The organism is Bacillus sp. P4_E1, from assembly GCF_056401715.1.
This window is the reverse complement of record NZ_JBFUIV010000003.1, coordinates 303,502-329,733: the sequence shown is the minus strand read 5'-3', so window position 1 is coordinate 329,733 and position 26,232 is coordinate 303,502. Positions and strand designations below refer to the sequence as shown.

Here is a 26,232-nt window from a genome sequence, read left to right as displayed (position 1 = left end):
TTTTCTTTAAATATGCTCTATTCCGATATTTATCTTTTTTTACTATACAGCTTGTAAAAACAAAATGCATAACATTATGTACGTTGTTCATTAAATTGACACAAACGTTCGTAAAAACGTTTACTATTTTCACAACATTCTTATTATAGCACAGAGAAAAACTACGGTTTAGCTACTTTTGACTTTTCTCCTTCACGGTTCGTTTGTGTGTTATATGGTACAACGTAAAAACTTGGTTTTGAGAATATATTAATAAACTTCTCCTCATATTTCCCCGTTCCTTTTGCCGTTCCAACGTGAGTATGAATTCCTTTTTCAACTTTATAAATCCGATACATAATTCGCTCATCAGGAAGCGGCGTCCAGCTTAGTTTCATTGCAAATAAACCGAAAGGACTAAATGCTAGTTTTGCTTCCACGTTTTGAATCTTATCTAAACGAATTGGCAGTCCAATTGTTTCAACACCTTTTGGCCTATGAAAACTCGCTTTATCTTGTATGTTTGCTTTCGTTAAAATCTTTTTAAATAACATCGTTGCAGATGCATTTCCATCTTGTAATTGATGCTCTTTATCGGTGCGGTCATAGCCAATCCAAACTGCACCTACTAAATTCGGTGTATATCCAACGAACCACATATCACGCGCACCATTGTCATCATTCGGCAATGAAGTTGTGCCTGTTTTTCCAGCTAAAGCTCCATTATATACGCCAGCTTTCGCCGTACCTTCTTTCACAACTCCTTCAAGCATCTTTGTCATATACCATGCCGTTTGCTTCGAAAAGACTTTCGTTTCAGCTTTTGATGATTCTCCAATGACCGCCCCGTGTCTATTTAATACTTTATCGATAACGTGCGGTTCGATAATATTCCCGTTTGCTAAAAAAGATCGGTACATTTTGACAAGATCAAATGGAGACACACCATTTTTTAGCCCGCCAAGTGCTGTGCTTAAACCTGAGTCCGCAATATGAACATTCCCTTTCTCTAAATATTGCTTTCCCTCATCTACCCCTAATTCATTTAATAAAGATACAGCTGGCACATTTGCTGATTCTAATACCGCATCGTACATCGTCATCTCTTTCGTATACTCATGATTATAATTTCGAGGTTCATAACCTTCAAACGAACTTTTTTCATTCGTTAATAAAGAATATGGATTATATTTCTTCGTCTCAAGTGCAGGTCCATATACGATAAGCGGCTTTAAAACAGAACCAGGCTGCCGCTTTGCAAAAACGCGATTAAGCCCTCTCGGAACATACTCTCTTCCGCCAATCGCGGCTTTAATTCCGCCAGTCTGATTATCCATTAATAAAAATGCACCTTGCGCCCCGTTTTCTTTACCAGGGAAATTTCTCGCATCTTGAAACTGGTTATATGCTACCTTTTGAACTTTTTCATCCATCGGTACGACAAACGTATATCCTCCGCGCAGTACTTCTTGATGCGATAAACCATATAAACGCGCCGCTTCATCTATAACCATATCGATATACGGCATATATGCGAGTTCACGTTCATCTGAATTTTTATAAAGAGCGATTGTTTTCCCTTGGTAACGAACACTATCTTCCGCTGTTAAATAGCCTTGTTTATGCATAAGTGACAAAACAAGATCACGGCGCCCTTTACTCTTTTCTAGGGATAAGTACGGTGAATAGCCATTTGGCGCTTTCGGAAGCCCTGCAAGCATAGCTCCCTCTTCCACTGTTAAATCTTCTACATTTTTATTAAAATACAACTTTGCTGCCGCTTGAATACCATATGCCCCATGACCGAAATAAATATGGTTCATATACATTTCAAGAATTTGCTGCTTCGTATATTTTTGCTCTAATTGAAGAGAAATTGCGACCTCTTTCAATTTACGCGTAAATGTTTTTTCGCGAGTTAAAAAGACATTTTTAGCTAGTTGTTGCGTAATCGTACTACCGCCTTCTACCTTCTCTCCAGCTAACGCATCTTTATAAAGCGCCCGAAATATAGAAGGGTAATCAATTCCTTGATGCTCATAAAAACGAGAATCTTCCACAGCAATAAATGCTTGCTGCACGTACTTTGGAATTTCTTCAATCGGCACGAGCTCTCTATTTTCTACATATAACTTCGTAATTTCTTTTCCTTTCTGGTCAACGATACGTGATGAAGAGTGGAAAACAAGCTGCTTTTCATCCATCATATAGCCACCAGTTAACACAATAAGTTTATAGAGTACAATCGCTACTACGAACGTTGCTACCCCGCCTAATAAAGTCCACTTTGCTTTCTTCATACATCGGCCTTCTTTCCAAATGATGGTACATTTATTATTTGAAAAAGAAGTATCTTTATGTATATAATCTTCGAAGTTTTTTAAGAGAATTGATATAATAGAGACAAACCATAAAGGGGGCATTAAAATGAAGGCTATTATTTCATACGAAACACCTCTAGAACAAGCACATTTCACTGCAAAAAATAACGAAAAAGATATGTTTTATAAAGAAAATACTGAAGAATCTGTAGAATCGACACTTCAGTATGACGTATTAGACGCTGTTGGAGAATTTAAAGGACAATCTGGCTACATCGTTTGTAACAACATTTCTGTAACAGACGAAGGTCGCCCAGTATTTGAAAACCGTTTTAAAAACCGTGCTGGTCTAATCGAAAATGAGCCTGGCTTCCAGGCAATCCGTGTTCTTCGCCCATTAAGTAACGATACATATGTCATCTTAACGATGTGGGAAACAGAGCAAAACTTTAAAGACTGGACAGAATCACGTTCATTCGAAAACGCTCATAAAAAACGCCCTGCACAAGCAGAAGGACAAGGACAAGCACAAGCGCATCCACATGCAGAACAGCAAAAAAGTATTTTCTCGCGCCCGTCGTTCGTGACTACTTTTGATGTGTTAGTTTAATTTTCGGAGTTCGGAGTCTTCGGTATGTGAAATTATACCGGCGATTTTTGAAATATATCGGCGCAACTCAAAATATATCAGCGATTTTTCGAATATATCGACTTATCGACAAATGACGACACACAAAAAGGAAACACCATTACACACTGGTGTTTCCTTTTTCTTTGTACCAATTATATATGCGAAGCGCGTCTTCTTTTCTCATATGCTTCACTTTATACCTCTGCCCCGCCACCGCTACAGCAGCTGTACATAACTCGTCTTTCTTTTGAAAATAAGATTGATTGTATCCGACCACTTGAACATGCCTTCTTCGCATGATCCCTGTATATTTCGCGAGACCTCGGTGCACCATTACTAACTGATTGTCTCGTATCATATATCCACCACTTTTATATCTACCGTATGCAAGTATTGTAAATACAATAAATAGCGGTATAAGAACGAACAACGCAGTATGTTGTTTAAAATATATACTCGTACCAGCGATTGGCACAGCGAGCACAGTACTTGTAATCCAGCCCATTATGACGTAACGGCGTAACGCAGCCTTCGGTAAATGAACGATTTCCTCTTCTATTTCATATGGCAACTGTAAATAGGCAAGTAGCTGCTGTACATCTTTTTTCTTCATAAAAGGATGTAACATCACTTCATTCCCTGCCGCTTCTATACTTTGAATGACTTCCACTTCGACAGAGCAATAACCGAAAGGCTGGCGGAGAATTCCTTCTTTCACAGTAATTGCTTGAATGCGGTGGAGCTTTAAGACAAACTCTTTCTTATCAAATAACCCTTGCACAATACGAATTTCATTTCCGTTTCGCTCTATTTTAAAGTTCGCATATTTTAGCGCATAACCAGCTGTCGAAACGACCCACGAAACCGCCATTAAAATCGCGGCCATAACGATTAATTCATATACACCGTTATCCATCACATACGCTTCCACTTTATTTATGAGCCATTCTGGAAGAAATTGATTAAACTCTGTGTAAATAAGAAGTAATCCAGAAAACACTAATCCGAATCTACCAGACGTAATGGAAGCTACTAAAATCTCTTTCATCGTTAACTGATAAATCGTCTTACTTTCTTCTGCCATGGGTACTTCTTCACTCGCAGCGCTTCTTTTTTTATTTAATAAGGCAATTAGTTCCTTCGCTTCATCTTCTTTAATACCAGCTAACATCACTTCCGGCTCACTACCGCCGCCCGCTACTTCTATATTTAATTTCGTAAGCCCAAGCATTTGATAAATGACATTAGAAGATGTACTAATGTTTTGCACACGATCTTTATTTAAATAACTTTCCTTCTTCACAAAAACACCGTGTTTTATATGTACAATATTATTTTCAACCCAGTACACTTTGAAATACCATTTTATAGCTGAGAAAATTGCCATAATAAATAATATGGCCAAAAGAACAAGATGTAAGAAATACCAAGGTTTTACTTCACCATCTGAACGAAATAAAACAAGCAAAATAAAAGGCAACAAAGTCGCAATTCGAATACCTAACAATATCGTGATCGGATGTTGCCTCTTATACACCCTCATCACTCACCTTCGCAAGCTCTCCAATTTGTCTTTTCAACTGCTCTGCTTCTTCTTTCGTTAAGCCTGGAATACTATGAGAAGTTGCCGCTGTTGAAATATGTAATTCTGCTAAATTATACTTTCTCATAATCGGTCCTTGCTCAATCGTTACGTGCTGCACGCGGATCATCGGAATAAGTACGCGTTTTACAACGAACATTCCCTTTTGAATCTCAATCTCTTCTTCATTTAATCTGTAACTATAATAACGTTGACGTAAATTTGGAAATACAAAATAGTCGAGTGGTATGTATATAACTGCTCCTGTCACTAACAATCCAAACAACCAGCCCCACCAGTTAAAGTTAATCATAAAAAAGAAATACGCAATTACGACTGCTAGTATAACTGCCGCCCCAATTAAAGCATGAATTCTCCACACTTTTAGCATATTAGAATGAATTTCCCTCTCTAACGGCTGCATCTCATCACTCCAATTATATAAATTTATTAATTATATATTAGTTGTTATATACAGTTTTGTAAAATTATAGTTTCTTACATTGTGTCGAGCATTTCTTTAAAATTCCCTTCATTAATGGAATACACATAAAGAAAGAAGAAGCAATAGCATCTCTTCTTTATACAAATCATTTCTTCTATAATAGCTTTATTATTAAATATAAATTTCTTCTTTCCAACTACTAGATTTTGATTTGACCACAATTAAATTTTCACTTTCCCATTTTAATGTGCCTAAAAATCTTGAATACACCATTTCGTTACCTACCTCTTCCACCAATAATTGATCGCGAATCTTTAAACCCTTTTCATCGTACACCTCACATCGTAGTTGGAAACCTTTAACACGATGAATTCCTTTTAATATCGCTATCTTCTTACGGCTTGGGCTTTTTTTAGGTGTCTTCCCTACTAAAAATATCCCTTCATAGTTTTGTTTCACAATTTCTCCCAAAGACTCTTCGACATACTCTCTAACAATAGATGGTGAGAGAGTAGAGTTTTCTTCAAGCCCGGGGATAACATATTGATGTACTAATTTACAAAACTCATTGTATTTCTCTTCAACTGAATCACGTGTTAAAAATCCCATAAAATCGTAAGGAACATATACACAAATTTCACCTAAGGCTCTATTCACTTTATATGAAATATCAGTGTTCTCATTAGCTAAACAATAGACAGTAACTTGCTCAATCTCTCCTAATCCCATTTCAAACTCGTTAATTTTCTTTGAGAAAATTAACTCAAAAATCCTAATTTCATGCACACGCAAATAATGTTTTTTAGGACGTTGTTTTTTCCAATCATAAAATTTTACTTCGAGCACTATAATTCACTCCTTTTAATAAAAAACACTATGAAAACAATGTAATCCTACAACATCATAGCCTCATACATTCATTATATTAAAAATAAAGCTAGTTTTTTATAATTTTTTTGATATAATTACTTACGGGAAAAGGGAAGACATTTATCTTCCCTTGTGTTTTTATTTGCATCTAGTACTTTTGCTAGATGCTTTTTTTTATGCTAAAAAGGTACCCTCAAATACTTTGAGGATACCTTTTTCATCAATTTAGTGCATTTCAACAATTGTACCATCTTCGAACACCTTGAATACTCCAGTAAATCCTGCTCCAGCTGCGCCTTCTATTTTATATGTCGTACGCACTCTAATTTGATAATATTTCTTTCCATTTTCTACTTGCGTATCCTCTAGCGTGTAATTATATTCTTCTTTATATTCATTTTTGATATATTCTTTAGCTTTCTCAAAAGTAAATGCATTTTGATTCTTTCCTGTCTCTACTTTTTGGTTCTTTTCTGTTACTACCTTCTGATTCTTTTCTGTCGCTACCTTTTGATTTTTTTCTGTCTCTGTTTTTTGGTTCTTTTCTGTTACTGCCTTTTGATTTTTTTCTGTCTCTGCTTTTTGGTTCTTTTCTGTCGCTACCTTTTGACTCGTTACTGCATCATTTTTTTGTGCCTTCGCTGCTGTCGTTACACTCTTTGCAGTTTTTTCCTCTTCACCAATTTTAGTGATTAATCCTAAAGCCTTTTTATTATATTCTTCAAGGTTCTTGTTATCTTTTGTTTCTGAAACTACCTTATTTAACATCTCTTTCGCTTCTGCATAATTTTTCTTACTTATTAACTCTTCGCTTTTCACCAGTTGCTCGCTATAATTCTTTTTTTGTTCTAAGATCGCTACTAATGCTGTTCGTTCTTCCTTGGCTTGTTTTATAAGCGTATTATTTCCATTCTTCATGTTCTCTACTTTTCCAAATGACTTGATTGATTCTTCTACCTTTGTTTCTTCTTTTAACTTCACTGCTTCAATCATTACTTTCGTTTGTTCTACAAGCACTGTTGCATCTGAATCATCTTTTTTCTCATCTAATGCTCGTTCAAATGATGATAAAGCATTTTTATATTCTTTATTCGTTAACGCGGTCTTCCCTTCATCCATTGCTTTGTCAAAATCCCCATTACTACATCCAGCTAGCATTAAAAACGTAAGTCCAATTACCGTTAATAACTTTCTCATTTTCTCTCCCCCTATATATACCTAAAACAATAACATCATATGTATAAAAGTCTGTGTAGTAATTAGACTGAAAGTAAATATGTACTGTACATTTCATTTACTATCATTACTTAAAACTCCTAAATAGTTGGTAGTTGGTTTTCTTCTTCTTTTAAGACAGAAAGGAATTTTAATAAAGCCCTTACTCAGAATCTTTACTACACACACTCTTATACACATAGAAAAATCATTTTTCGTTTATAGTTTGCTATTTCTTCAGCTTTAAACATTCTCAGCTAATTGGAATACAAACTATAATCTGTAACATACCGAAAAGCAACAGAAAACAAAACGTAACAAAAGTCACGATTTGTAACTCTTTTGTAACACAAATGTAACATAAAGGTTTTAAACATACAATAGTTTTTTTTACATTATTTTCCCCCCTCTACATTTTAAGATCCAATAAGATTCCAACCCTAATTTCATCTCCCACCTACTATTGGACTATCGCTCTTCAAACGCTTTAAGAACGGGACTTATTTCCTAAATCATTAAAATTAATTACATAGATTGCTCTTTTTCAACAAAACACTACGAAAACGTATAACCTTTTCCTTCCATACCTTTACACATCAAATATATATAATAAAGCTAGTTTTTATACTTTTTTTGAAATAAGCACATTCGTGAAGCGGGAAGACATTTATCTTCCCTTGTGTTTTTTATTTGCAGCTAATTCTTTTGCTAGATGCTTTTTTTATGCCAAATAAAGATAAAAAAGGTATCCTCAAATACTTTGAGGATACCTTTTCACTTTTATTATCTTTGCTGTTTTCTACCTAATACGAGTAATCCAAAACTCATCATTACAAGAAGTGCTCCCATATATGGTTCCACAGGCATTTTCTGCCCTGTCTTCGGTAATTCTTTTTCAGGTTTCTCTGGATTCGTTGTTCCAGGCTTCTCTGGGTTCATTGTTCCAGGCTTCTCTGGGTTCGTTGTTCCAGGTTTCTCTGGATCTGTTGTTCCAGGCTTCTCTGGATCTGGTTTTTCCGGTTTTTCTGGATCTGGTTTTTCCGGTTTTTCTGGATCTGGTTTTTCCGGTTTTTCTGGATCTGGTTTTTCCGGTTTCTCTGGATCTGGTTTTTCTGGACCTGGTGGTGCTAAATGACTCAATTCGTTTAATACTTCTAATTGAACTGAATTTATCATTCCTTTTGTGATTTCAAATGGAATTGGATTAGTTAATTTTTCATATCCTTTTGGTGCTTCTACTTCTACAAGTGTGTAGTTACCTACAGATAGATCTGAGACTTTTGCTTTTCCTTCTTTATCTGTTGTTACTCTCGCTACTACTTTACCTTTGTCATCATGAACTTCAAACACAGCTCCTGATAATATATTCTTGCTTTCAGCAGCCATTTTTGTAATTTCCACTGAACCTTTATCTAACTGTTCATTCTCTACTTTCAATGATAAAACTTTCGTCCTACCTTTTTTAATTTCAAATGATACTGGTTCTGTTAACTTCTTGTAACCTGGTAAGCCTGCTTTTTCTACTAATTTGTACTTTCCTACAGATAAGTCTGAGAATTTTGCTTTTCCACTTTTATCTGTTGTTAATTCCTTTACTACTGTTCCAGCTTCATCTTGTACTTCGAAGACTACACCTTCTAATGCTTTTTGGCTCTCTTTATCTACTTTTGTAATTTCTACTGAACCTTTGTCTAATAGTTCATTCTCTACTTTCAATGATAAAACTTTCGTCATACCTTTTGTAATTTCGAATGATACTGGTTCTGTTAGTTCTTTGTAACCTGGTAAGCTTTCTTTCTCTACTAATTTGTACTTTCCTACAGATAAATCTGAAATTGTTGCTTTTCCTTCTTTATCTGTCGTTACTTCAGTTACTACTTTGCCTTGCTCATCTTGCACTTCAAAGACTACGCCTGCTAATGCTTTTTGACTGTCTTTATCTACTTTTGTAATTTCTACTGAACCTTTATCTAACTGCTCATTCTCCACTTTCAACGATAGGACTTCTGTCATACCTTTTGTAATTTCAAATGATACTGGTTCTGTTAATTTTTTGTATCCTGGTAAGTTTTCCTTCTCTACTAATTTGTACTTACCTACAGATAAATCTGAAATTGTTGCTTTTCCTTCTTTATCTGTCGTTACTTCTGTTACTACTTTTCCTTGCTCATCTTGCACTTCGAAGACTACGCCTGCTAATACTTTTTGACTGTCTTTATCTACTTTTGTAATTTCTACTGAACCTTTATCTAACTTTTCGTTCTCTACTTTCAATGATAGGACTTCTGTCATACCTTTTTTAATTTCGAACGATACTGGTTTCGCTAGTTTTTTGTATCCTGGTAAGCTTTCTACCTCTACTAGCTTATATTTCCCTACTGATAAATCTGAAATTGTTGCTTTTCCATCTTTATCTGTTGTTACTTTTGTTACTACTTTATCTTTTTCATCTTGCACTTCGAAGACTACGCCTGCTAATACTTTTTGGCTGTCTTTATCTACTTTTGTAATTTCTACATTTCCCTTGTCTAACATTTCGTTTTCTACTGTTAAAGTAAGAGATTTTGTCATACCTTTTTCAATTTGGAAAGTAATCGGATCTACTAATTGCTTATATCCTTTTGGTGCATTTACCTCTACCAACTTGTATGTTCCAACTGATAAATTAGTAACCTGTGCGTGCCCTTTTTTATCTGTCGTTATTTTAGCGACTACTTGTCCTGCTTCGTCTTGAATCTCAAATACGGCATCAGCTAAAGCATCTTTATTTTCTTTGTCTACTTTTGTAATTTCTACATTTCCTGTATCCACTAATTCATTTTCGACAGTTAATTGTAATGCTGTAACTCTACCTTTTTCAATTTCGAATAAAATTGGTTTTTCTAGTGGTTTGTATCCGGCTGGTGTTTCTACCTCCACCAACTCATACTTTCCAATAGATAAATCTGAAACATTTGCTTTTCCATCTTTATCCGTTGTTACTTTAGTAACTACTTTCCCTTTTGAATCACGTACTTCAAACACAACACCTTCTAATGGTGCTTTACTATCTTTGTCTATCTTTGTGATCTCTACATTCCCTGTATCTACCATTTCATTTTCTACAGTAAATGTTAAAGACTTCGTCATACCTTTTTTAATTTCAAATGATACTGGTTTTTCTAACTTTTTATAACCAGGTAAACTTTCTACCTCTACTAATTCATACTTTCCTACAGGTAAATCTGAAACATTTGCTTTTCCATCTTTATCTGTCGTTACTTTTTTCACCTCATTGCCCTTTTCATCTTGGACAACAAACGTTACTCCCGCTAACGGTGCCTTATTATCTTTATCTATCTTTGTTATCTCTACATTTCCCGTATCTACCATTTCATTTTCTATTTTTAATGATAGTACCTCGATCATGCCTTTTTTGATTTCAAATGATACTGGCTCTGTTAGTTTCTTATAGCCTGGTAAACTTTCTACTTCTACTAGTTTGTACTTTCCTACTGATAGGTCTGCAATTTTTGCTTTTCCACTTTTATCTGTTGTTACTTTCTTTATTACTTTTCCAGCTTCATCTTGCACTTCGAAGACTACACCTTCTAATGCTTTTTGGCTGTCTTTATCTACTTTTATAATTTCTACTGAGCCTTTATCTAACTGCTCATTTTCTACTTTCAGTGATAAGACTTCTGTCATACCTTTTTTAATTTCGAATGATACTGGCTCTGTTAATTTTTTGTAACCTGGTAAGCTTTCCGTCTCTACTAATTTGTATTTTCCTACTGATAAGTCTGAGACATTCGCTTTTCCATCTTTATTTGTCGTTACTTTTTTTACCACTTTTCCTTTTTCATCTTGCACTTCGAAGACTACGCCTGCTAATGCTTTTTGGCTGTCTTTATCTACTTTTGTAATTTCTAATGAGCCTTTGTCTAACTGCTCATTTTCTACTTTCAATGATAGGACTGTCGTCATACCTTTTTTAATTTCAAATGATACTGATTCTGTTAGTTTCTTGTAACCTGGTAAGCTTTTCGTCTCTACTAATTTGTACTTTCCTACTGATAGATCTGAAACGTTTGCTTTTCCATCTTTATCTGTTACTACTTTTCTTACCACTTTATCTTTCTCATCTTGGACTTCAAATTCGACACCCGCTAATACTGCGCCGCTTTCTTTGTCCACTTTTGTAATTTCTACATTACCTTTGTCTACCATTGCATTTTCTACTGTTATTGGGAATATGCCGTCCCCTGTTACATTTACTTCGAACTCTTTTTCTTTTAATTGGTATCCTTCGGGCGCTTTCGTTTCTTTTAAAATATATTTTCCTGGTGCTAACGGTTTAGAAATTGCCTTACCGTCTTTATCTGTAATAATATGTTCAACTACTACACCGTCTTTTACTACATCAAACTCTGCATTTGCTAATGGCTTTTCACCATTTTCCGAATCAATTTTCTTTAATTCAATTTGACCCTTTTGCAGGGTATTTTTAATTTCAATTGTTTTTGTTTCTCCAGCTTGAAGCGTAACCTCTACCGGACTTGTTAATTTTTGATATCCTTCAGGTGCTACTTTTTCATAAACTTTATACGTCCCAGGAGCTAAAGTTTGAGGTGCTGAAAAACCTTTTTCGCCTGTTTTCAGTACTGCAACAACCTTATCCTCACTATCTCGAACTTCAAATTCGGCACCTGTTAACTCTTTAGTCGGATCCTCAGCATCTATTTTATGAATAGCTACTGTACCGTCTTTTGGAGGTTCAGGCGGCGTAACCGTTACTTCATTTGATGTTAATTTCTTATCATCAAAATGTAATTCTGCTTTATTAGGAATCTTCTTATCTACGTAAGAAGATAAGTCTGCATCAGCTTTAATTTCCGCCTTAATATTCAAGTTAATTATCTGGTCCTCATATGACTTATAGTCAAAACTCTCACCGAACGTAAATATTACTTCACTTTTTTGTTTATCTATCTTTAGTGTTCCTTTAGAAGTAATATCTTGGCCATTTTGATCATACACTTTTGCCTCTAATACTTCTAATACATCTTCTAAATCATCACTAATTACCATAGATGTGTATTTAGGAGGATCGTTTGGTATATGTGTACCAACTTGATATTGAATAGGTTGATCCATTTGCGCTAACTGCTGATTCTCTACAAGCTTACCATTCTCATCAACTATATTCTTTTCAATACTAGGTGGATTATCGTCGCCTGAACCGGTTCCTCCCCCACCACTTACGAATACTTCTCCTACTTTTTCTTCAGTTTTAATATTTTTGCCTTCTAATTTCACTGTATTTTTATGAGGCTTTGCAGCGGGATTGGTAATCTTTGTTTTATATCTTAAAATATAACCTTTTGAACTGTCTGGAAATTCAATTGTAAATCCAGTCTTCGTTGCATTGATTTTAATTTTAGATAAATCTGCTGGCTTAATATTTGTTGGTGCATAACCATCTTCAAATACAGCCTCTTCTAATACTACACTGTCTGTAATTAACTCATGCCCAGGTCCTAATGTATCTGTTAATTTAAGATCTTGCATTTCTGTTCCAGTTGCATTTACATATACAAGCCAATCAGCAATGGACGGATCTTCTTGATTATAAGAACCCCATTTCAATAGGTTATCTGTATTGGGCTGCGGCTTCGGTCTCTCTGTCGTATTACTTACACTTACTTCTTTATTTACGATTTGACCATCAACGTTAAATTCTAATGGGATTTTTTGGACACCATCATATGCTTCTAGACCAAAGTAAAATTCTACGAATAAAGAACCTTTAACGTTATTCTTTCCTTCTACATAATCACCCATAGTACACGTTAATAGACCCTTTTTCATCTCACATGTACCAACTGTTTTGCCTTCAGCATCTTTTAAAGGAAAACTCATATTCATAAGATCTTTTCTAAATTCTTTTGGCATATCAATTGTGAATTGATCTCCACTTTTTATTTGCTCTTTAGCTGACCACTTCACTTCTACTTTCATACCATCTGAAGCCTGATATGGTTCAGATGTTGTGCCATCAGTACGAGAAATATTAATCTCGTCCACTGGATTTTTTATCACAGCGGCTTGAATAACTGGAGCCCATACATTCAGCACTGAAAACAATACTAGAAAAACTAATGAAATCATTGAAATGTGCCTTTTAGTACTTTTCGTTTGCATAATTTCCTCCTAATTTTTTATATTTATATAATAAAAAAAGACCGTCCGGTTGCATCAAAAATGTGCAACCAGACGATCTTAGTAACCAATATATTACCGTAGACTCTAAGCTTTGCGGCCTATCCTTTCGAATAGTGTGCTAAAAATATTTTTTTATTCTTTTTTTGTTTCATTTTCCTTTTGAACCAAATATTACTATACCGTCTGGACGGTTATAATTCAACACCCTGCAAAATTGTTCTATTATTCTAATAAAAAAATAATTCCCCATCGGATTAAATAAACCAATGGGGAATTATTTTTTATTCTATAGTTTGTATATTCTATTTACAGGAAGCATTGATAAGAGCTTGAATCACTTTTTCTCTTAATTCAGAACTTAGTCTTCCAATCCCTAAATATTCCGAATACCATAATCCATCAGCTGCTAATCTAATAATTGTGGCACAAACAGAATCCATTTCATCATTTTCTATTTTAGTTTGCAATTGCTGAAATGCTTGTTGTAATGGCTCAAGTAATTCCGGTTTTAGCATTAATGCTGCCATCATACTACTACACAACTCTTCTGTTCTTTTCTCATTACTTAATCTTTCCTCTACAAAAGAACGAATCCACCTTCCTTTCTTCTCTGTGTCTTCCGTTACCCTATTATGAATAGCACCATGATACTCCTCTGTCCCTTTAAGTATCATGCCTTCTATTAAAGCTTCTTTATTTGAAAAGTGATACAATAATCCACCTTTACTTACACCTGCCTCTTTTGCTACTGCTTCTAAAGTTAACTTAGCTACCCCTTTAAATTGAACAATTTGAGAAGCGGCGGCTAAAATCTTTTGCCGTGTTATGCTCGTGTTCATTCCTTTTTAAACCCTCATTTCTACTAATTCTATCTAAATACGTATTTTATTTTTAATATTGTTCAGTACTACTAGGTATTTTTTTATTCAATATAGGCTTCATTATCTTTGAATTGTTAGTTGCTTCTTCTATTAAAAATTTCCATATCATCCAATATGATAACATTAAATACACTCCGTAGACTATACATCTATACATTTATATAAATTCCTAATATTCCCATAAATGCGAAATACAATTTTAACGAGTCGATTTCCTATCCTTTAGTTTTCAAGCATTTTTCGACGCTGGTCTTCCTACCACCCTATCAGCTTTATTGTTTTATTTTATAAGACGTTGCCAATTCTTTAATCACTAAATAAAAAATGTTATTACTTCTCTTTCTATAAGTAATAACATTTTCTACCTATAAACCACTTAACAAATTTGCTTCCAACTAGCATCCTTCATATCTTCACCAGTCGATTTTCTAACTGATTCAACAAAACATTCCTCACAAGCACCAAACGCAATGAAATTTTTCTGCGCTTGTCTTAGCGAAACCTCATTTGCTCCGCCTTCAAAGTCATGATCGTTAAACTGAACAGGATCATCTTCCCAATAACATATGTTACAGATTTCATATGTACCTGGTGGTTCTTCTTCTAATGTTTTATATCCGCAGCATGGACAAGTGTATTTCATTTTGTCACTCCATTATTAACTGATTTTTTCTCCCATATATTCCGACTCACAAAGAATGTAACAGCACAAATCATAGTTATTCCCATGAAAAGAGTATTAGAATCTTCGTATGTAGTTGGAGTCCCTACCGTTACGAAAACAATACTAAAAGCTAAAAGCAAATATAATAATAAAGATATAATATAGCTTAGTTTAAAACGTAAAATGATACCTCTAAACAATAGCTCACCAAGTAGACAGCCACCTAAAATAATAGGTACTCCGAAATACAATGTAAGGACTCCCATTTGCGAAGTAGCTTGAATTACCTTTCCAAGTATAGTCGGCGAAATCATCTCATTATTTTTTCCCATCCTATCATATAAATCAAGTACCGTTAATGAAATAAATAAACTTAATATAGAAAATGAATACGGAATTAAAAATTTGCTCAATCTCATTCACCTCACTTTTCCCTTTACATATATTATTCATTATTTTCTATCATTTTTACATAAAAAAATAACCCTCTATGATAAAACATAGAGGGAAGAATTTCTATATAAAAACCTGTACCTTATCCTGAAGTGAACCCCGAAAACAGAACACATATCAAAACACCTAAACCGTCTGTTCCCTATATTCTTTAGGGGACAAGTGGTTTAGGTGGTTTATTAGAAGGTAGTACCTTCTTTTTTATAATATTCTTTTGAAATCTCTTCATAAAATGCAGCTGATGTCGTGTAGAAATAAGGTACTAACCATAAGAAACCGATTCCTAAAGTAAGAATACTTAAAATGAACCAACCTAAGAAACTTAAGCATAGTAAAAAGTAATCCATTTTATGTCCATTCATCATATGGCGACTTTCGGTAATCGCTTGATTCGCTGTGTATTCTGGACGATCATTCAAAATAAAATACGTCATAGAATAAGAAAATGATTTAATAATACCCGGAATAATAAGAAGTAATGTCCATAGCATCAAGTATACATACATTAGTAAATATGTTAAAAACGACTTCATAAGCTTACTTCCATCGCTAAACCATCTAAATAAATCACCAATACGAGCACTAGTCTCACGGATTACATTTAAAACAAGATAGTAGGCGCCTATTGTTAACGGACCAATAACAAGCATTGCAATAATACTTACTGTAAGCGAATCACTTGCTTCTTCCCAACCCCAAAACATCGAGAAAACACCTGTAATTAGAAGTTCAACAGCTCCAATAAGGATTCCAAGTAATAAGGTTGCCCCTACCGCTAATCCCCATTTTCCTTTTAATGCATCAAGTGCTTCTCTTTTCAACTGACTTATCATATATAACCTCCTAATATTATTTCTATATTAGTATACCATTTATATCAAAAATTTTACGAATTTCCCTGAAATAGAAAGGTACTACTTTTTTTCTGATACGTATTGAGAAATGTGAGCTGTATTTGCACCCATATATGAATCAAATTACTCATTTCTCCATAACAAAAAAGCCTGCCTTTCATACTAGGCAAGCCTTTTCAAATTAATTCTCACTTATTCTCTTCTTATACCAATCCTGCATTCTCTCCGCATCTTCTACTCTCGTATGCTCTAGTTTATAATTCGATGATGCACTAGAAAACGTATACGTACATAAATCCGCTCGGCGCTGGAAATATGATTGTGTTTTTTCAATTGATTGGACGTGTCTTCTTCTTACAAGCCCTGTATGTTTCCCAATACTACGATGTATAATCGTAATTTGTTCTCCGTTTACGCTGTAACCATTTGTTTTAAATGTTGCGTATCCAAGTGTAAAGATGAGGATAGCTAGCGGTAACAACGCCCACATGATGAAATACTTTTCAAAGTATATGCTTATCCCAGTAAGCGGGACTGCTAGCATTGCGAAGAATATAAAACTATCAATTAAATAACGGCGCAAGGCTGCTTTTGGTAATGCAGTAATATTTGTATTCAGTTCATATGGCAATTGTAAATGAGCGAGTAACTCTTGCACACGATCTTTTCGAATAATCGGATGCAGCGTAACTTTGTCTTTCTCTTCTCCCAATCCCTTACTTTGAATGACTTCGACTTGCACAGCACAATAACCGAACATCTGACGGAAAATACCTTCTTTTATTGTAATCCCTTGAATGCGGTGTAACTTTAGTACAAGTTCTTTCCTTTCAAGTAATCCTTGCGAAATGCGGACTTCATCATTTCTTCGATTTACTGTGAAATTACCATGTTTTAACGCGTAACCAATTGTAGATATAATCCACGAAAGGACGAGTAAAATAGCTACCATGTAAATCCAGCCGTATATATCATGATCCATTACATACGACTCTACGCTATTTTTTATCCATTTCGGAATGTACTCATCTACTTGGTGATACACGAAAAAGATTAATGAGAATAATAGTCCAAACTGACCAGATGTAACAGATGCTAATAAAATTTCTTTCAAAGTTAATTTGTACTCTGTCGCTTGCTCTTCCTCTGTCATAACTTCTTTTTCTACTACTTCTTCTGATGTTTCTTCTGCTTTTACTTCTGGAGTTGGCTCATTTAGTAAGGAAATAAGCTCCTTCGCCTCGTCTTCCGTAATACCAGCTAAGCTTACTTCTGCATCATCGCCTCCGCCAGCTGTTTCGATTTGAATTTTCTTTAAACCGAGCATTTGATATAACACGTTTGAACTTGTATTAATCGTTTGAACACGTTCTTTATTTAAGTAGCTCTCCTTCTTCACAAAGAGCCCTTGTTTCACATGTAATACGTTATTTTCAACCCAGTATGTTGTGTAATACCATTTTTCAAACGCTGAAAAGACGGTAAGTAAACCGAATCCAGCGGGAATTAAATACCAAAATGGAAACTTTCCATTTAAACTAAACATGAAAATAAATAATGGTATAAAGTCTGTTATTTTTAATTCTAATAACATCGTAATGGGATGCTGCCTCTTATACATCCTCATCACTCACTTTCGCTAATTCTGCGATTCTCGTTTTTAACATTTCTGCTTCATACATCGTTAAGCCTGGAATGCTGTGAGAAGTTGCCGCTGTTGAAATATGTAATTCTGCTAATCCATATTTTCTCATAATTGGTCCTTGTTCAATTGTAACGTGCTGTACACGAATCATCGGTACTAATACGCGCTTTACTACGAAAAGACCGTGCTGAATTTCAAGCTCTTCTTCATTTAATTGATAGCTATAATAACGCTGACGTAGTTTCGGGAATACAAAGTACGAAAATGGTGCTAGCGCAACTGTTAACCCAACCATCACATACAAAATCCACGCCCACCAATCAAACTTTATCATAAGGAACAGGTAAGCTAAAATGACGAGAATACCGATCCCTTCTTCAATTACAGCACGAACTTTCCACACCTTGACCATGTCAGGATGAATTTCATTTTTCAATGGATCCATGTAACCACTCCAAATCTATTAATCTAATATATGAATTGTCTCAATCTATATTTTACATAACTTTACATAAAATTGAAAATTTATTATTTATCCGTTTTTTTCTCAGGAATAAAATATCCGAACCAAAGGAGCCAAACTAAACTAATTAATGCGAGCCAACCTTTATCCGCTTGGAAAGCTTCAATCATACCTGGAATTTTATACACTCCCACAAATCCAAGGAAACCGAGCCACCAGTTTTTCTGCATTTTCATTTTTATTCCCCCTCCTTCATTACGTTTTTCACATTTTGAATCCAAATTTCTTTATACTTTAACTGGAATCCTATTAATATGTAATTACTCATATTATCAATAACGAGCGCTAACGTATGCGCGTTTTCTTCAGTTGCATGTTGTGACACAACACCAAGTTCCACACCTTTCTTTAATAAATCGTGGAATCCATTTAAGAAATCTTCTTGTATTTCAAATAAGCGTTTCTGGTACTTTTCATTTCGCGTCGCAGTTACGATGAATTCATTTATAACGCGTAATATGCCTTCTTGACCTCTATACTCCGATAACATATGTAAACCATCTGCGATTAACTTTTCTGCAAAGTTTTCTTTCGTATATTGTTCTTTATCGAAGTAACCCACGAAATAATATCCAGAAAAAATCTCTTCAAATAAAAAATCAACTAGCGCTTCTTTAGACGGAAAATGATAATAAATAGCTGGCTTTGATATGCCTACTTCTTTCGCAATCATTGAAAGACTCATCTTCTCAATGCCATGCTCTGCCATTAGTTTAAATGATGCATCTACAATGTGCTGCGATGTTTGTAAATTTTTTGTCATACTGTACCTCTTCTATTTTTACTTACCGGTCGGTAAGTAAATTGTAAAATGAAAATGAATGATTTGCAAGTTAATTAGAGTTTTAAAAGGAACTTCTTGATGAACCTAGAAAAATATAAAGTAAAAACAATGTATAACGATAAGGAGGATTTTCATATGGGATCTGGCGGTAAAGGTGGTAGCGGCGGCGGTGAAGATGGCAAAGATGGTAAGAGCGGTAGTAGTGGGCTTTTATTACTCATTCTGCTCTTTATCGTATTCATTATAATTGGAGCTAGTTATAGTGTGTTTAGCTTCTAAGAAAAGACACAATTCAGTTAGTTATAGTAGCGTAGAAAACTGAAACAGAGATTAAAATTTTCCTTCTTAAGGTTTCTTCACCAGTAAGGGCACACAAAATAGAAAGCCCCGGTTATATTTAACAGCCAGCGCTTTCTATCTTCAGTATTCTTATAATGCTTCATCTATATTTCCAACTCGCACACGTAAATCATTATTGATCATCCACAATAATATACGCTGTTCTAATTGGCCCATGCACACCTACGACAAGGTTCATTTCAATATCCGCGCTATTTGACGGACCAGAAACGAAGTTCACACAAGCCGGCAAGTTTTCTCCCGCTTTATTTTGATTATGGATCAGTTTTGTAGCTTGGGTTAATCTTGGTACAATCGTACTTTTAGGAACGATTGCAATATATGACTCTGGAAGAAGACTCACATGTCTTCCTTTTAACCCGTCATTAAATAGTACAACGGTTCCTGATTCTGCCAGAGTCATATCACTGAACGTAATGCCAAGGTCAGCAGCTTTCGCAAATTTTATGTCCTCTTCTTTATGATCTAATCCCCATGTACGAAAATGTGTTGTTCCTTCATTGCTGAAACATGGTGTAAGACCATACTCATTAAAGCGCTCATCATTCGAACATATAACAGATTTGATATTCCAACTTTTTATAAAAGACCCCAATGTTTCAACAAGATTTTCCTTTGTTGTTCGCTTTACTTCTGTATGAATGACTTCGCAGTGCTCTATTAACTTTAATACAAGTTCGTCTTGCGCCAGTCCGTCAAAAACAGTCCACTGCGGGGAAAAAGACCAGTTCGGTTTTTCCACTGCTTCTGGACGTTTCCTACCAAGCTTTTCTGATAACTGGAGTAAAAATTCCTCACGATTTTGGATGGCCATCATTGTTCTCCTTTTCGTGTTTTTCAAACCACTCTCGAAACGGTTGTTTTTTCGGAACTGGAAAATCTCTCGCATCCGTCCAAGCTTTTAACGGCCCAATTCCACGCTCGATCTTATCCCCTTTTGCAAGAGGTTTTAATGCATACGGAGCGCTCTTCGCTGCAAAAGAAAATAGTCTAGGACTCTTCACCGCTTTTTCAAAACCTTTCATAGCCACGTTCCAAGCCACAGGTGATTTTTTTTCTTCTACAATGCGACTACGGTGTTTAATTAATAAGTCATGTAACGGGATTTTCACTGGACACGCTTCTGTACAAGCACCACAAAGGCTAGATGCGTAAGGTAAATCCTTATATTCATCATATCCCCCTAAAAGCGGTGTCAACACAGCTCCAATTGGTCCTGGATAAATAGAGCCATATGCATGTCCACCAATATGCCTGTATACAGGACACACATTAATACATGCCGCGCAACGAATGCACTGGAGGACACTTTGGAATTCCGTTCCTACAATATCGGAACGACCATTATCAACAATGACTAAATGAAATTCCTCAGGTCCATCTTCCCCGCCAGGCTCAGTTAACCCTGTAATATAACTTGTTAACTTTTGTCCTACAGAACTTCGGCATAGAAGTGTTACTAAAACATCAAGCTCTTCCCATGTTGGAACAATACGTTCCATCCCCATAACTGTAATCAACGTTTTCGGAAGTGTCGTAGTAAGTCTTGCGTTTCCTTCGTTTGCTACGATAGAAATTGATCCAGACTCTGCAACAGCAAAGTTACATCCAGTCACCCCTATATCCGCTGCAAAAAAATCATCACGTAAATACGATCTTACAAACCTCGCCATTTCCGTAGGATCAGATGTTCCAGTGTAATTTAACTTTGTTTTAAATATTTCACAAATGTGTTCTTTATCCTTGTGAAGACACGGAACAACAATGTGTGATGGAGGATCGTGGTCGTTCACTTGTAGAATAAATTCAGCAAGATCTGTTTCTAACACTTCCGCTCCAGCTTCTTCAATCGCTTCATTTAAACTAATCTCTTCCGTTACCATCGATTTTGATTTCACAATTTTTTTCGCGTTTTTCTTTTTTACAATCTCTTTTACATATTCCCTTGCGTCTTCTGCAGTTTTTGCGAAATAAACAAAACCACCGTTTTTCTCAATATTTTCACTTAGCTGATGCAAATAATAATCAAGGTTCTCTAATGTATGCTTTCGAATTTCTTCTCCTAAAGCTCGCCATTCTTCCCAGTTCCCAAGACTCTCAGTAGCTTTTAATTTCTTAACTCTAAGACCATCTTGCGCTTTCCTGACAGCCTGTCGCATAAATTGATCCCCAATGCCTGTTGCAGTACGCTTATGAAAGGGATCGTTCCCAATTTTCATTCCCATCTCTATATCCCCCCTTGTTTTCGATCTTCATTTAATACTTGAGCAATATGTTTTACATCAATTGGATAACCATTACGTGTTAAACGTCCTTTTATATTCATTAAGCAGCTACAATCCATCCCAATTAACAATTCCGCACCGGTTTCCATAATATGCTTTACTTTTTCTTCAACCATTTGCTCAGAGATTTCTGGCATTTTCACTGAGAATGTCCCTCCAAATCCGCAGCAATCATAATTATGCGGCAGTGAAACAACTTCCAGTCCCTTTACACATTTTAATAATTTTTGCGGTGGTTCCTTAATCCCCATTAATCGGCTCATATGACAAGATGTGTGAACCGTTGCTTTTTTATGAAGCTCCGCACCTAAATCTTCTTTCCCTAACACTTCAACTAGAAATTGTGTGAATTCATATGTTTTATTTCCAAGTTCAGTAGCTTTTTTCTTCCAATCTGCTTCGCTTTCAGAAAATAAGCTAGAAAACTCGTGAACCATCATAGCGCAAGACCCCGATGGTGCCACAACATATTCTGAACTGGCAAAGGCTTCAATCATATGTTTTGCAGCTGTTTTTGTTTCTTTCACATACCCGCTATTATAAGCAGGTTGTCCGCAGCAAGTTTGAGTTTTAGGAAAATCAACTTCACACCCTAAATCTTCAAGAATTTCCACAACATCTTTCCCTACTTCTGGATAAAAAATATCTGCAACACAAGTAATAAATATTGATACTTTCATATTTTGCACCCCTAAATACAGTAAAGTAAGCTCAAGCAACTTCATCTGTATATTATTGGTAAAAAAAATAAAAATATGAATAAAAATAAAAAAAGCATCCTAAATGTGTAATTTAGGATGCTTTTTGTAAAACAAATTAATTTCTATTAAGCAATCGCATACGATAACAATTCATCGTTACTTCCCCAAGCCTTTGCAACAATTGATAATTCGCATATGCTCCGACCGGGGCACCGATGATTGGGACAAGCTGGAGCATTTTTGCTAAATCGATATAGTCTCGGTATTCTATTTGGAACTTTTCCCAGTCCATATGATTTTCTTCTTCTGTATCCCACGTTTCAATCGCTTTCCATACTTCTTTTCGGTAATCGTCACTTGAAAAAGCAAGCTGGAAAACGTGAAGAATAAAAAGGCGCTCTTCTTTTTTACTCGTATCAAATCCGTACAATGTTGCTGCATCAAATAAAAATTTTATTTTAATAGTAAGTAATAACGGGAAATCGGCAAGGCCAAGGAGAATACCACCTGCTCCTGTTCCTGCCCCTTCTGCCGCTGCAACTTTTTTGTACTCATCCATTTTTTTACGTACTTCATCGTCTCTTCTTTGCAGTGACCAGTTCGTTTCTTTTAGCTTCGGTTTTATGAAGTTTGATCCAGCGCTAATTGTTTGCACCATCATCCGAATCGTTTCTGTTAGTACCTTTTGCACTTTCGCGGGCACTAGTTGTTGCACTTTCACCTGCACTTTTTTAGAGAACCGTGTCATCATAGAAGAATCTTTCATGAATGTAGCTTTCCACTGCTCCAATTCTTTTATAACCTTCTCTTCATATGTAATCATAGGTTCATTCCTTTCAGTTTAAACGCTCAATTCGCTTTGCACCGTATTGATAAACGAAACCAATACTAAATAATATGCTTACTACAAATAAAATGCCGGTCATTATGAAATCTTTCGTCGCAAGTGCAAATATAATTGTAAATACAACGCTACCAATGATAAGAATCGCATTTAATAAAGTAAGGAAATCTCTCTTCTTCTCGTCTCCCCCTACCGGATATAAATCAAGCCAAACTTTCATACGGTGATGTTTCCAAAGGGTTAAGAGCTGGTAGCCGATTAAGTATAAGAAAACAAGGCTTACGATAAAACGTCCATATAAAAATGGGATAAAGTAAAGAATAATTCCCCCAAGAACGAGTAAACGCATATATAATCCGAAATAGTTACCCGATCTTAAAAATGTTCTCGTATATAAGTATAAATATGTACGTTTCTCACCAATCATCGAAAGAATGAAATCAAGCCATTTCCTACGTGATACTCTCTCTTTTAACGCTGGTACATCAACGAACATATTCGCAATGCGGTACAGCAGCATCATTTTTTTACCTTCTTCAGAAATTAAATACTCCCAGTTTAGCGGCTTTCCTTTCACCTTTTGATGCATAACAGCAAGGTATAGTGCCATAAGAAAGACAATTACACCGGTAAAAATGAATGAAGTACGTTCTACAAGGACGTACACAAATAAGCCGTTTAAGATAAAGCGAATAAACCAATCCGCTTTTTGAACACTTTGATCTGTTAAAAATGATTTTTCCCACGCTACGAATAAATTCCACGCTTTTACAATGACAAACGCGATTACAATCCATATGTAATTGGCACCTGTTTGTTTCATTTGCTGGAAGTATAACGGGGCAAGCGCAGCTGCTACCATTGCGATTATGTATAACTGAATCATAAACGTAAAGAGAAATGCCTTCGTAAAGTAAGGCTTTAACTTTTCTTCAACTGGCAGTAAATACACAAGGTCTGCTTCTTTTAATAACGTTTGGACTGACCCGGCCGTTAATACGAGGCCAAGTATGACTGCCATAACAATCGCTGTCGGAAACGAAGGTGTTAACGTTTGTAACCATTGCTGGTAATAATACGCTCCTGCACCGATGATAAATACGAAAATAAATTTCAAATGATCGTTAAATACGTATTTACTATATGTACGAACTTCTTTTAGAAAGTGCCGAAATCGTTCTTTCCATAACGCTGTGCTATTCATAATCTTCTTCCTTCGTTAACGCAATATAAATATCATCAAGTGTTGCACCAGGCATATTAAACCCGGATTGAAGTTCTGATAATGTTCCCATCGCTCTCACTTCACCTTGATGCAAAATGATGAATGAATCACAATAGCGCTCTGCTGTCGCTAAAATATGTGTACTCATTAAGATGCCCGCACCACTCTTTTTCATTTGATCCATCATTTGAAGAAGTGATTGAATCGCTAACGGATCAAGCCCAACGAAAGGTTCGTCCACAATGTAAAGTGATGGTTCAACTAAAAATGCACTCATAATCATCACTTTTTGTTTCATCCCTTTTGAGAAATGAGACGGAAACCATTTTAAGCGATTTTTCATGCGAAACTCTTGTAATAGTTGTCCTACACGTTCTTCATATTGTTTTTCATCTACACCGTACGCCATCGCTGTTAATTTCAAATGCTCTTCTAACGTTAACTCATCATATAATACTGGTGTTTCTGGAATGAAGGAGAAACTAGAACGGTACGCTGTCATATCATCACGAATTGTTTTCCCATTAATTGTGACAGTTCCTTTTTTCGGCTCCATTAAACCGATGATATGTTTAATTGTCGTACTTTTCCCAGCCCCATTTAAACCGATCAAGCCGACAAGTTCGCCTTTATTAACAGAGAACGAAACATTTTGCAGTACAGGTCGTTTCGTATATCCTCCTGTAACATTTTCTACACGCAATAACTCGCTCATACGACACCACTTTCTTCATTAGTATTCATTCTACATTCATCTTACCAAAAATGGCGCTGTACTACATAGTATCGATGTCTTAAAAAAAAATTTAAATTTCTTGGCATATATTTTTACAAAAGCGGACATCATAATTAGTGAAGAAGGAACACATTGAAAAAGCAACCACCAATTGATGAGTACAACAACATAGTGAAGTCATCATGAAATGGGGTGTCCAAGTTGGACAATGAAATTTACACATAACCAGATAATTTGTTTCATTTTCGAAACGGGGTGTCTCCGAAAGAGCATATACTGTTTTAAAAAATAAACAATTTCATTTTAAAAAAAGATTGCAATTCATTTCACTTGAAAATGGGGTGTCTACGGCAGAAACTTTAGCCGATTTACCGTGCATTTCTTAAATAAATGAGGTGTCTGCGAACCGTAAATTATAAAAAATGCTTTTTCAATCCATCTTCAGAAAACAGGAAGCTGAGTCAGCTTCCTGTTTTTCGTGTTTGTTCTCCTATGTAATTATGGTAAAATACGGCTAAGACTATTTGAAAGGATGAGATCGATGAATCATACAGCGGACAATTGTATTTTTTGTAAAATCATTGACGGGCAAATCCCTTGCTCAAAAGTATACGAAGATGAACATGTACTTGCATTTTTAGATATTAGTCAAGTAACAAAAGGACATACTCTTGTTATTCCGAAAGTTCACAAACAAGACATTTTTGCGTTAACGCCAGAAATCGCATCACATATTTTTGCGGTCGTTCCAAAAATCGCAAATGCAATGAAAGCAGAATTTAATCCAGTTGGTTTCAACCTACTTAACAATAACGGCGAGAAAGCTGGACAAACTGTATTCCACTTCCACCTTCATTTAATTCCACGCTACGGTGAAAACGATGGTTTCGGTGCTGTTTGGAAATCACACCAAAATGAATACACAATGGAAAATTTACAAAACATCGCAAGTACAATTGCAAATAGTGTGAAATAGTGCCACTATAATAAGAAGTAATACATAATAAGCCCATTCCTCTGGCATTTATTG

Annotated in this window: 23 protein-coding genes and 1 riboswitch; of the genes, 3 read left to right on the top strand and 20 right to left on the bottom strand. The window is 35.5% G+C overall.

Annotation, left to right across the window (positions count from 1 at the left end):
- Positions 1-161 precede the first annotated feature (161 nt).
- Positions 162-2,279: a transglycosylase domain-containing protein gene (locus tag AC1DS7_RS06005; protein WP_002011154.1), complete on the bottom strand. Its 2,118-nt coding sequence runs from the start codon at positions 2,277-2,279 to the stop codon at positions 162-164.
- Between the two features lie 127 nt (positions 2,280-2,406).
- Between AC1DS7_RS06005 and hmoB the strand changes: the two genes are divergently transcribed.
- A complete protein-coding gene (gene hmoB, locus AC1DS7_RS06000; RefSeq protein WP_215588802.1) occupies positions 2,407-2,910 on the top strand; it encodes a heme-degrading monooxygenase HmoB in 504 nt (167 codons plus the stop codon).
- A 139-nt stretch (positions 2,911-3,049) separates the two neighbouring features.
- Here hmoB and AC1DS7_RS05995 read toward each other — a convergent pair whose 3' ends face one another.
- From AC1DS7_RS05995 to AC1DS7_RS05935, 13 genes are all read right to left on the bottom strand, one after another.
- Positions 3,050-4,468 (bottom strand): PH domain-containing protein, encoded by a 1,419-nt coding sequence (locus tag AC1DS7_RS05995; protein WP_215588801.1) that lies wholly within the window; start codon positions 4,466-4,468, stop codon positions 3,050-3,052.
- Positions 4,461-4,937, bottom strand: a complete 477-nt coding sequence (locus tag AC1DS7_RS05990) for a PH domain-containing protein (RefSeq protein ID WP_002186468.1) — start codon at positions 4,935-4,937, stop codon at positions 4,461-4,463. Before AC1DS7_RS05990 ends, AC1DS7_RS05995 begins: the two co-directional genes overlap by 8 nt.
- A gap of 192 nt (positions 4,938-5,129) precedes the next feature.
- Positions 5,130-5,804 (bottom strand): hypothetical protein, encoded by a 675-nt coding sequence (locus tag AC1DS7_RS05985; protein ID WP_002030261.1) that lies wholly within the window; start codon positions 5,802-5,804, stop codon positions 5,130-5,132.
- 249 nt (positions 5,805-6,053) lie between these two features.
- Complete coding sequence (locus AC1DS7_RS05980) at positions 6,054-7,025, bottom strand: hypothetical protein (RefSeq protein WP_476998843.1); 972 nt, start codon at positions 7,023-7,025, stop codon at positions 6,054-6,056.
- Positions 7,026-7,826: 801 nt separating this feature from the next.
- On the bottom strand, positions 7,827-13,226 hold the full coding sequence (locus AC1DS7_RS05975) for a SpaA isopeptide-forming pilin-related protein (protein ID WP_476998842.1): 5,400 nt from the start codon (positions 13,224-13,226) through the stop codon (positions 7,827-7,829).
- A 60-nt stretch (positions 13,227-13,286) separates the two neighbouring features.
- Positions 13,287-13,377, bottom strand: a riboswitch (cyclic di-GMP riboswitch).
- A 172-nt stretch (positions 13,378-13,549) separates the two neighbouring features.
- Positions 13,550-14,086 (bottom strand): TetR/AcrR family transcriptional regulator, encoded by a 537-nt coding sequence (locus tag AC1DS7_RS05970; protein ID WP_159146330.1) that lies wholly within the window; start codon positions 14,084-14,086, stop codon positions 13,550-13,552.
- A gap of 418 nt (positions 14,087-14,504) precedes the next feature.
- Positions 14,505-14,771, bottom strand: coding sequence for a CPCC family cysteine-rich protein (locus AC1DS7_RS05965; RefSeq protein ID WP_476998841.1), 267 nt, complete (start codon positions 14,769-14,771; stop codon positions 14,505-14,507).
- Positions 14,768-15,205, bottom strand: coding sequence for a hypothetical protein (locus AC1DS7_RS05960; RefSeq protein WP_159146328.1), 438 nt, complete (start codon positions 15,203-15,205; stop codon positions 14,768-14,770). The genes AC1DS7_RS05965 and AC1DS7_RS05960 overlap by 4 nt, the downstream gene beginning before the upstream one ends.
- 219 nt (positions 15,206-15,424) lie before the next feature.
- Positions 15,425-16,078 (bottom strand): DUF975 family protein, encoded by a 654-nt coding sequence (locus tag AC1DS7_RS05955; protein ID WP_044444060.1) that lies wholly within the window; start codon positions 16,076-16,078, stop codon positions 15,425-15,427.
- 202 nt (positions 16,079-16,280) lie between these two features.
- On the bottom strand, positions 16,281-17,720 hold the full coding sequence (locus AC1DS7_RS05950) for a PH domain-containing protein (protein ID WP_289403275.1): 1,440 nt from the start codon (positions 17,718-17,720) through the stop codon (positions 16,281-16,283).
- Entirely contained in the window at positions 17,713-18,189 is a 477-nt protein-coding gene (locus tag AC1DS7_RS05945; protein WP_061674027.1) for a PH domain-containing protein, read from the bottom strand. Before AC1DS7_RS05945 ends, AC1DS7_RS05950 begins: the two co-directional genes overlap by 8 nt.
- An 83-nt stretch (positions 18,190-18,272) precedes the next feature.
- Entirely contained in the window at positions 18,273-18,443 is a 171-nt protein-coding gene (locus AC1DS7_RS05940) for a hypothetical protein (RefSeq protein ID WP_002011131.1), read from the bottom strand.
- A 2-nt stretch (positions 18,444-18,445) separates the two neighbouring features.
- A complete protein-coding gene (locus AC1DS7_RS05935; protein WP_289403274.1) occupies positions 18,446-19,030 on the bottom strand; it encodes a TetR/AcrR family transcriptional regulator in 585 nt (194 codons plus the stop codon).
- A 156-nt stretch (positions 19,031-19,186) separates the two neighbouring features.
- On the opposite strand from AC1DS7_RS05935, the gene AC1DS7_RS05930 reads away from it, so the two are divergent.
- On the top strand, positions 19,187-19,330 hold the full coding sequence (locus tag AC1DS7_RS05930) for a sporulation protein YjcZ (RefSeq protein ID WP_100248471.1): 144 nt from the start codon (positions 19,187-19,189) through the stop codon (positions 19,328-19,330).
- A 193-nt stretch (positions 19,331-19,523) separates the two neighbouring features.
- Here AC1DS7_RS05930 and AC1DS7_RS05925 read toward each other — a convergent pair whose 3' ends face one another.
- The 6 genes from AC1DS7_RS05925 to ecsA form a co-directional block, all read right to left on the bottom strand.
- Entirely contained in the window at positions 19,524-20,225 is a 702-nt protein-coding gene (locus AC1DS7_RS05925) for a LutC/YkgG family protein (protein ID WP_113733958.1), read from the bottom strand.
- A complete protein-coding gene (locus AC1DS7_RS05920) occupies positions 20,206-21,636 on the bottom strand; it encodes a LutB/LldF family L-lactate oxidation iron-sulfur protein (RefSeq protein ID WP_476998840.1) in 1,431 nt (476 codons plus the stop codon). Before AC1DS7_RS05920 ends, AC1DS7_RS05925 begins: the two co-directional genes overlap by 20 nt.
- Before the next feature lie 2 nt (positions 21,637-21,638).
- Positions 21,639-22,376, bottom strand: a complete 738-nt coding sequence (locus tag AC1DS7_RS05915; RefSeq protein ID WP_002150070.1) for a (Fe-S)-binding protein — start codon at positions 22,374-22,376, stop codon at positions 21,639-21,641.
- A gap of 136 nt (positions 22,377-22,512) precedes the next feature.
- A complete protein-coding gene (gene ecsC, locus AC1DS7_RS05910) occupies positions 22,513-23,220 on the bottom strand; it encodes an ecs operon protein EcsC (protein ID WP_289403271.1) in 708 nt (235 codons plus the stop codon).
- A gap of 13 nt (positions 23,221-23,233) precedes the next feature.
- Entirely contained in the window at positions 23,234-24,445 is a 1,212-nt protein-coding gene (locus AC1DS7_RS05905; protein ID WP_289403269.1) for an ABC transporter permease, read from the bottom strand.
- Positions 24,438-25,181, bottom strand: a complete 744-nt coding sequence (ecsA, locus tag AC1DS7_RS05900; protein WP_001292616.1) for an ABC transporter ATP-binding protein EcsA — start codon at positions 25,179-25,181, stop codon at positions 24,438-24,440. Before ecsA ends, AC1DS7_RS05905 begins: the two co-directional genes overlap by 8 nt.
- A 562-nt stretch (positions 25,182-25,743) precedes the next feature.
- Between ecsA and AC1DS7_RS05895 the strand changes: the two genes are divergently transcribed.
- Positions 25,744-26,178, top strand: coding sequence for an HIT family protein (locus AC1DS7_RS05895; RefSeq protein WP_001016832.1), 435 nt, complete (start codon positions 25,744-25,746; stop codon positions 26,176-26,178).
- Positions 26,179-26,232: the final 54 nt, after the last annotated feature.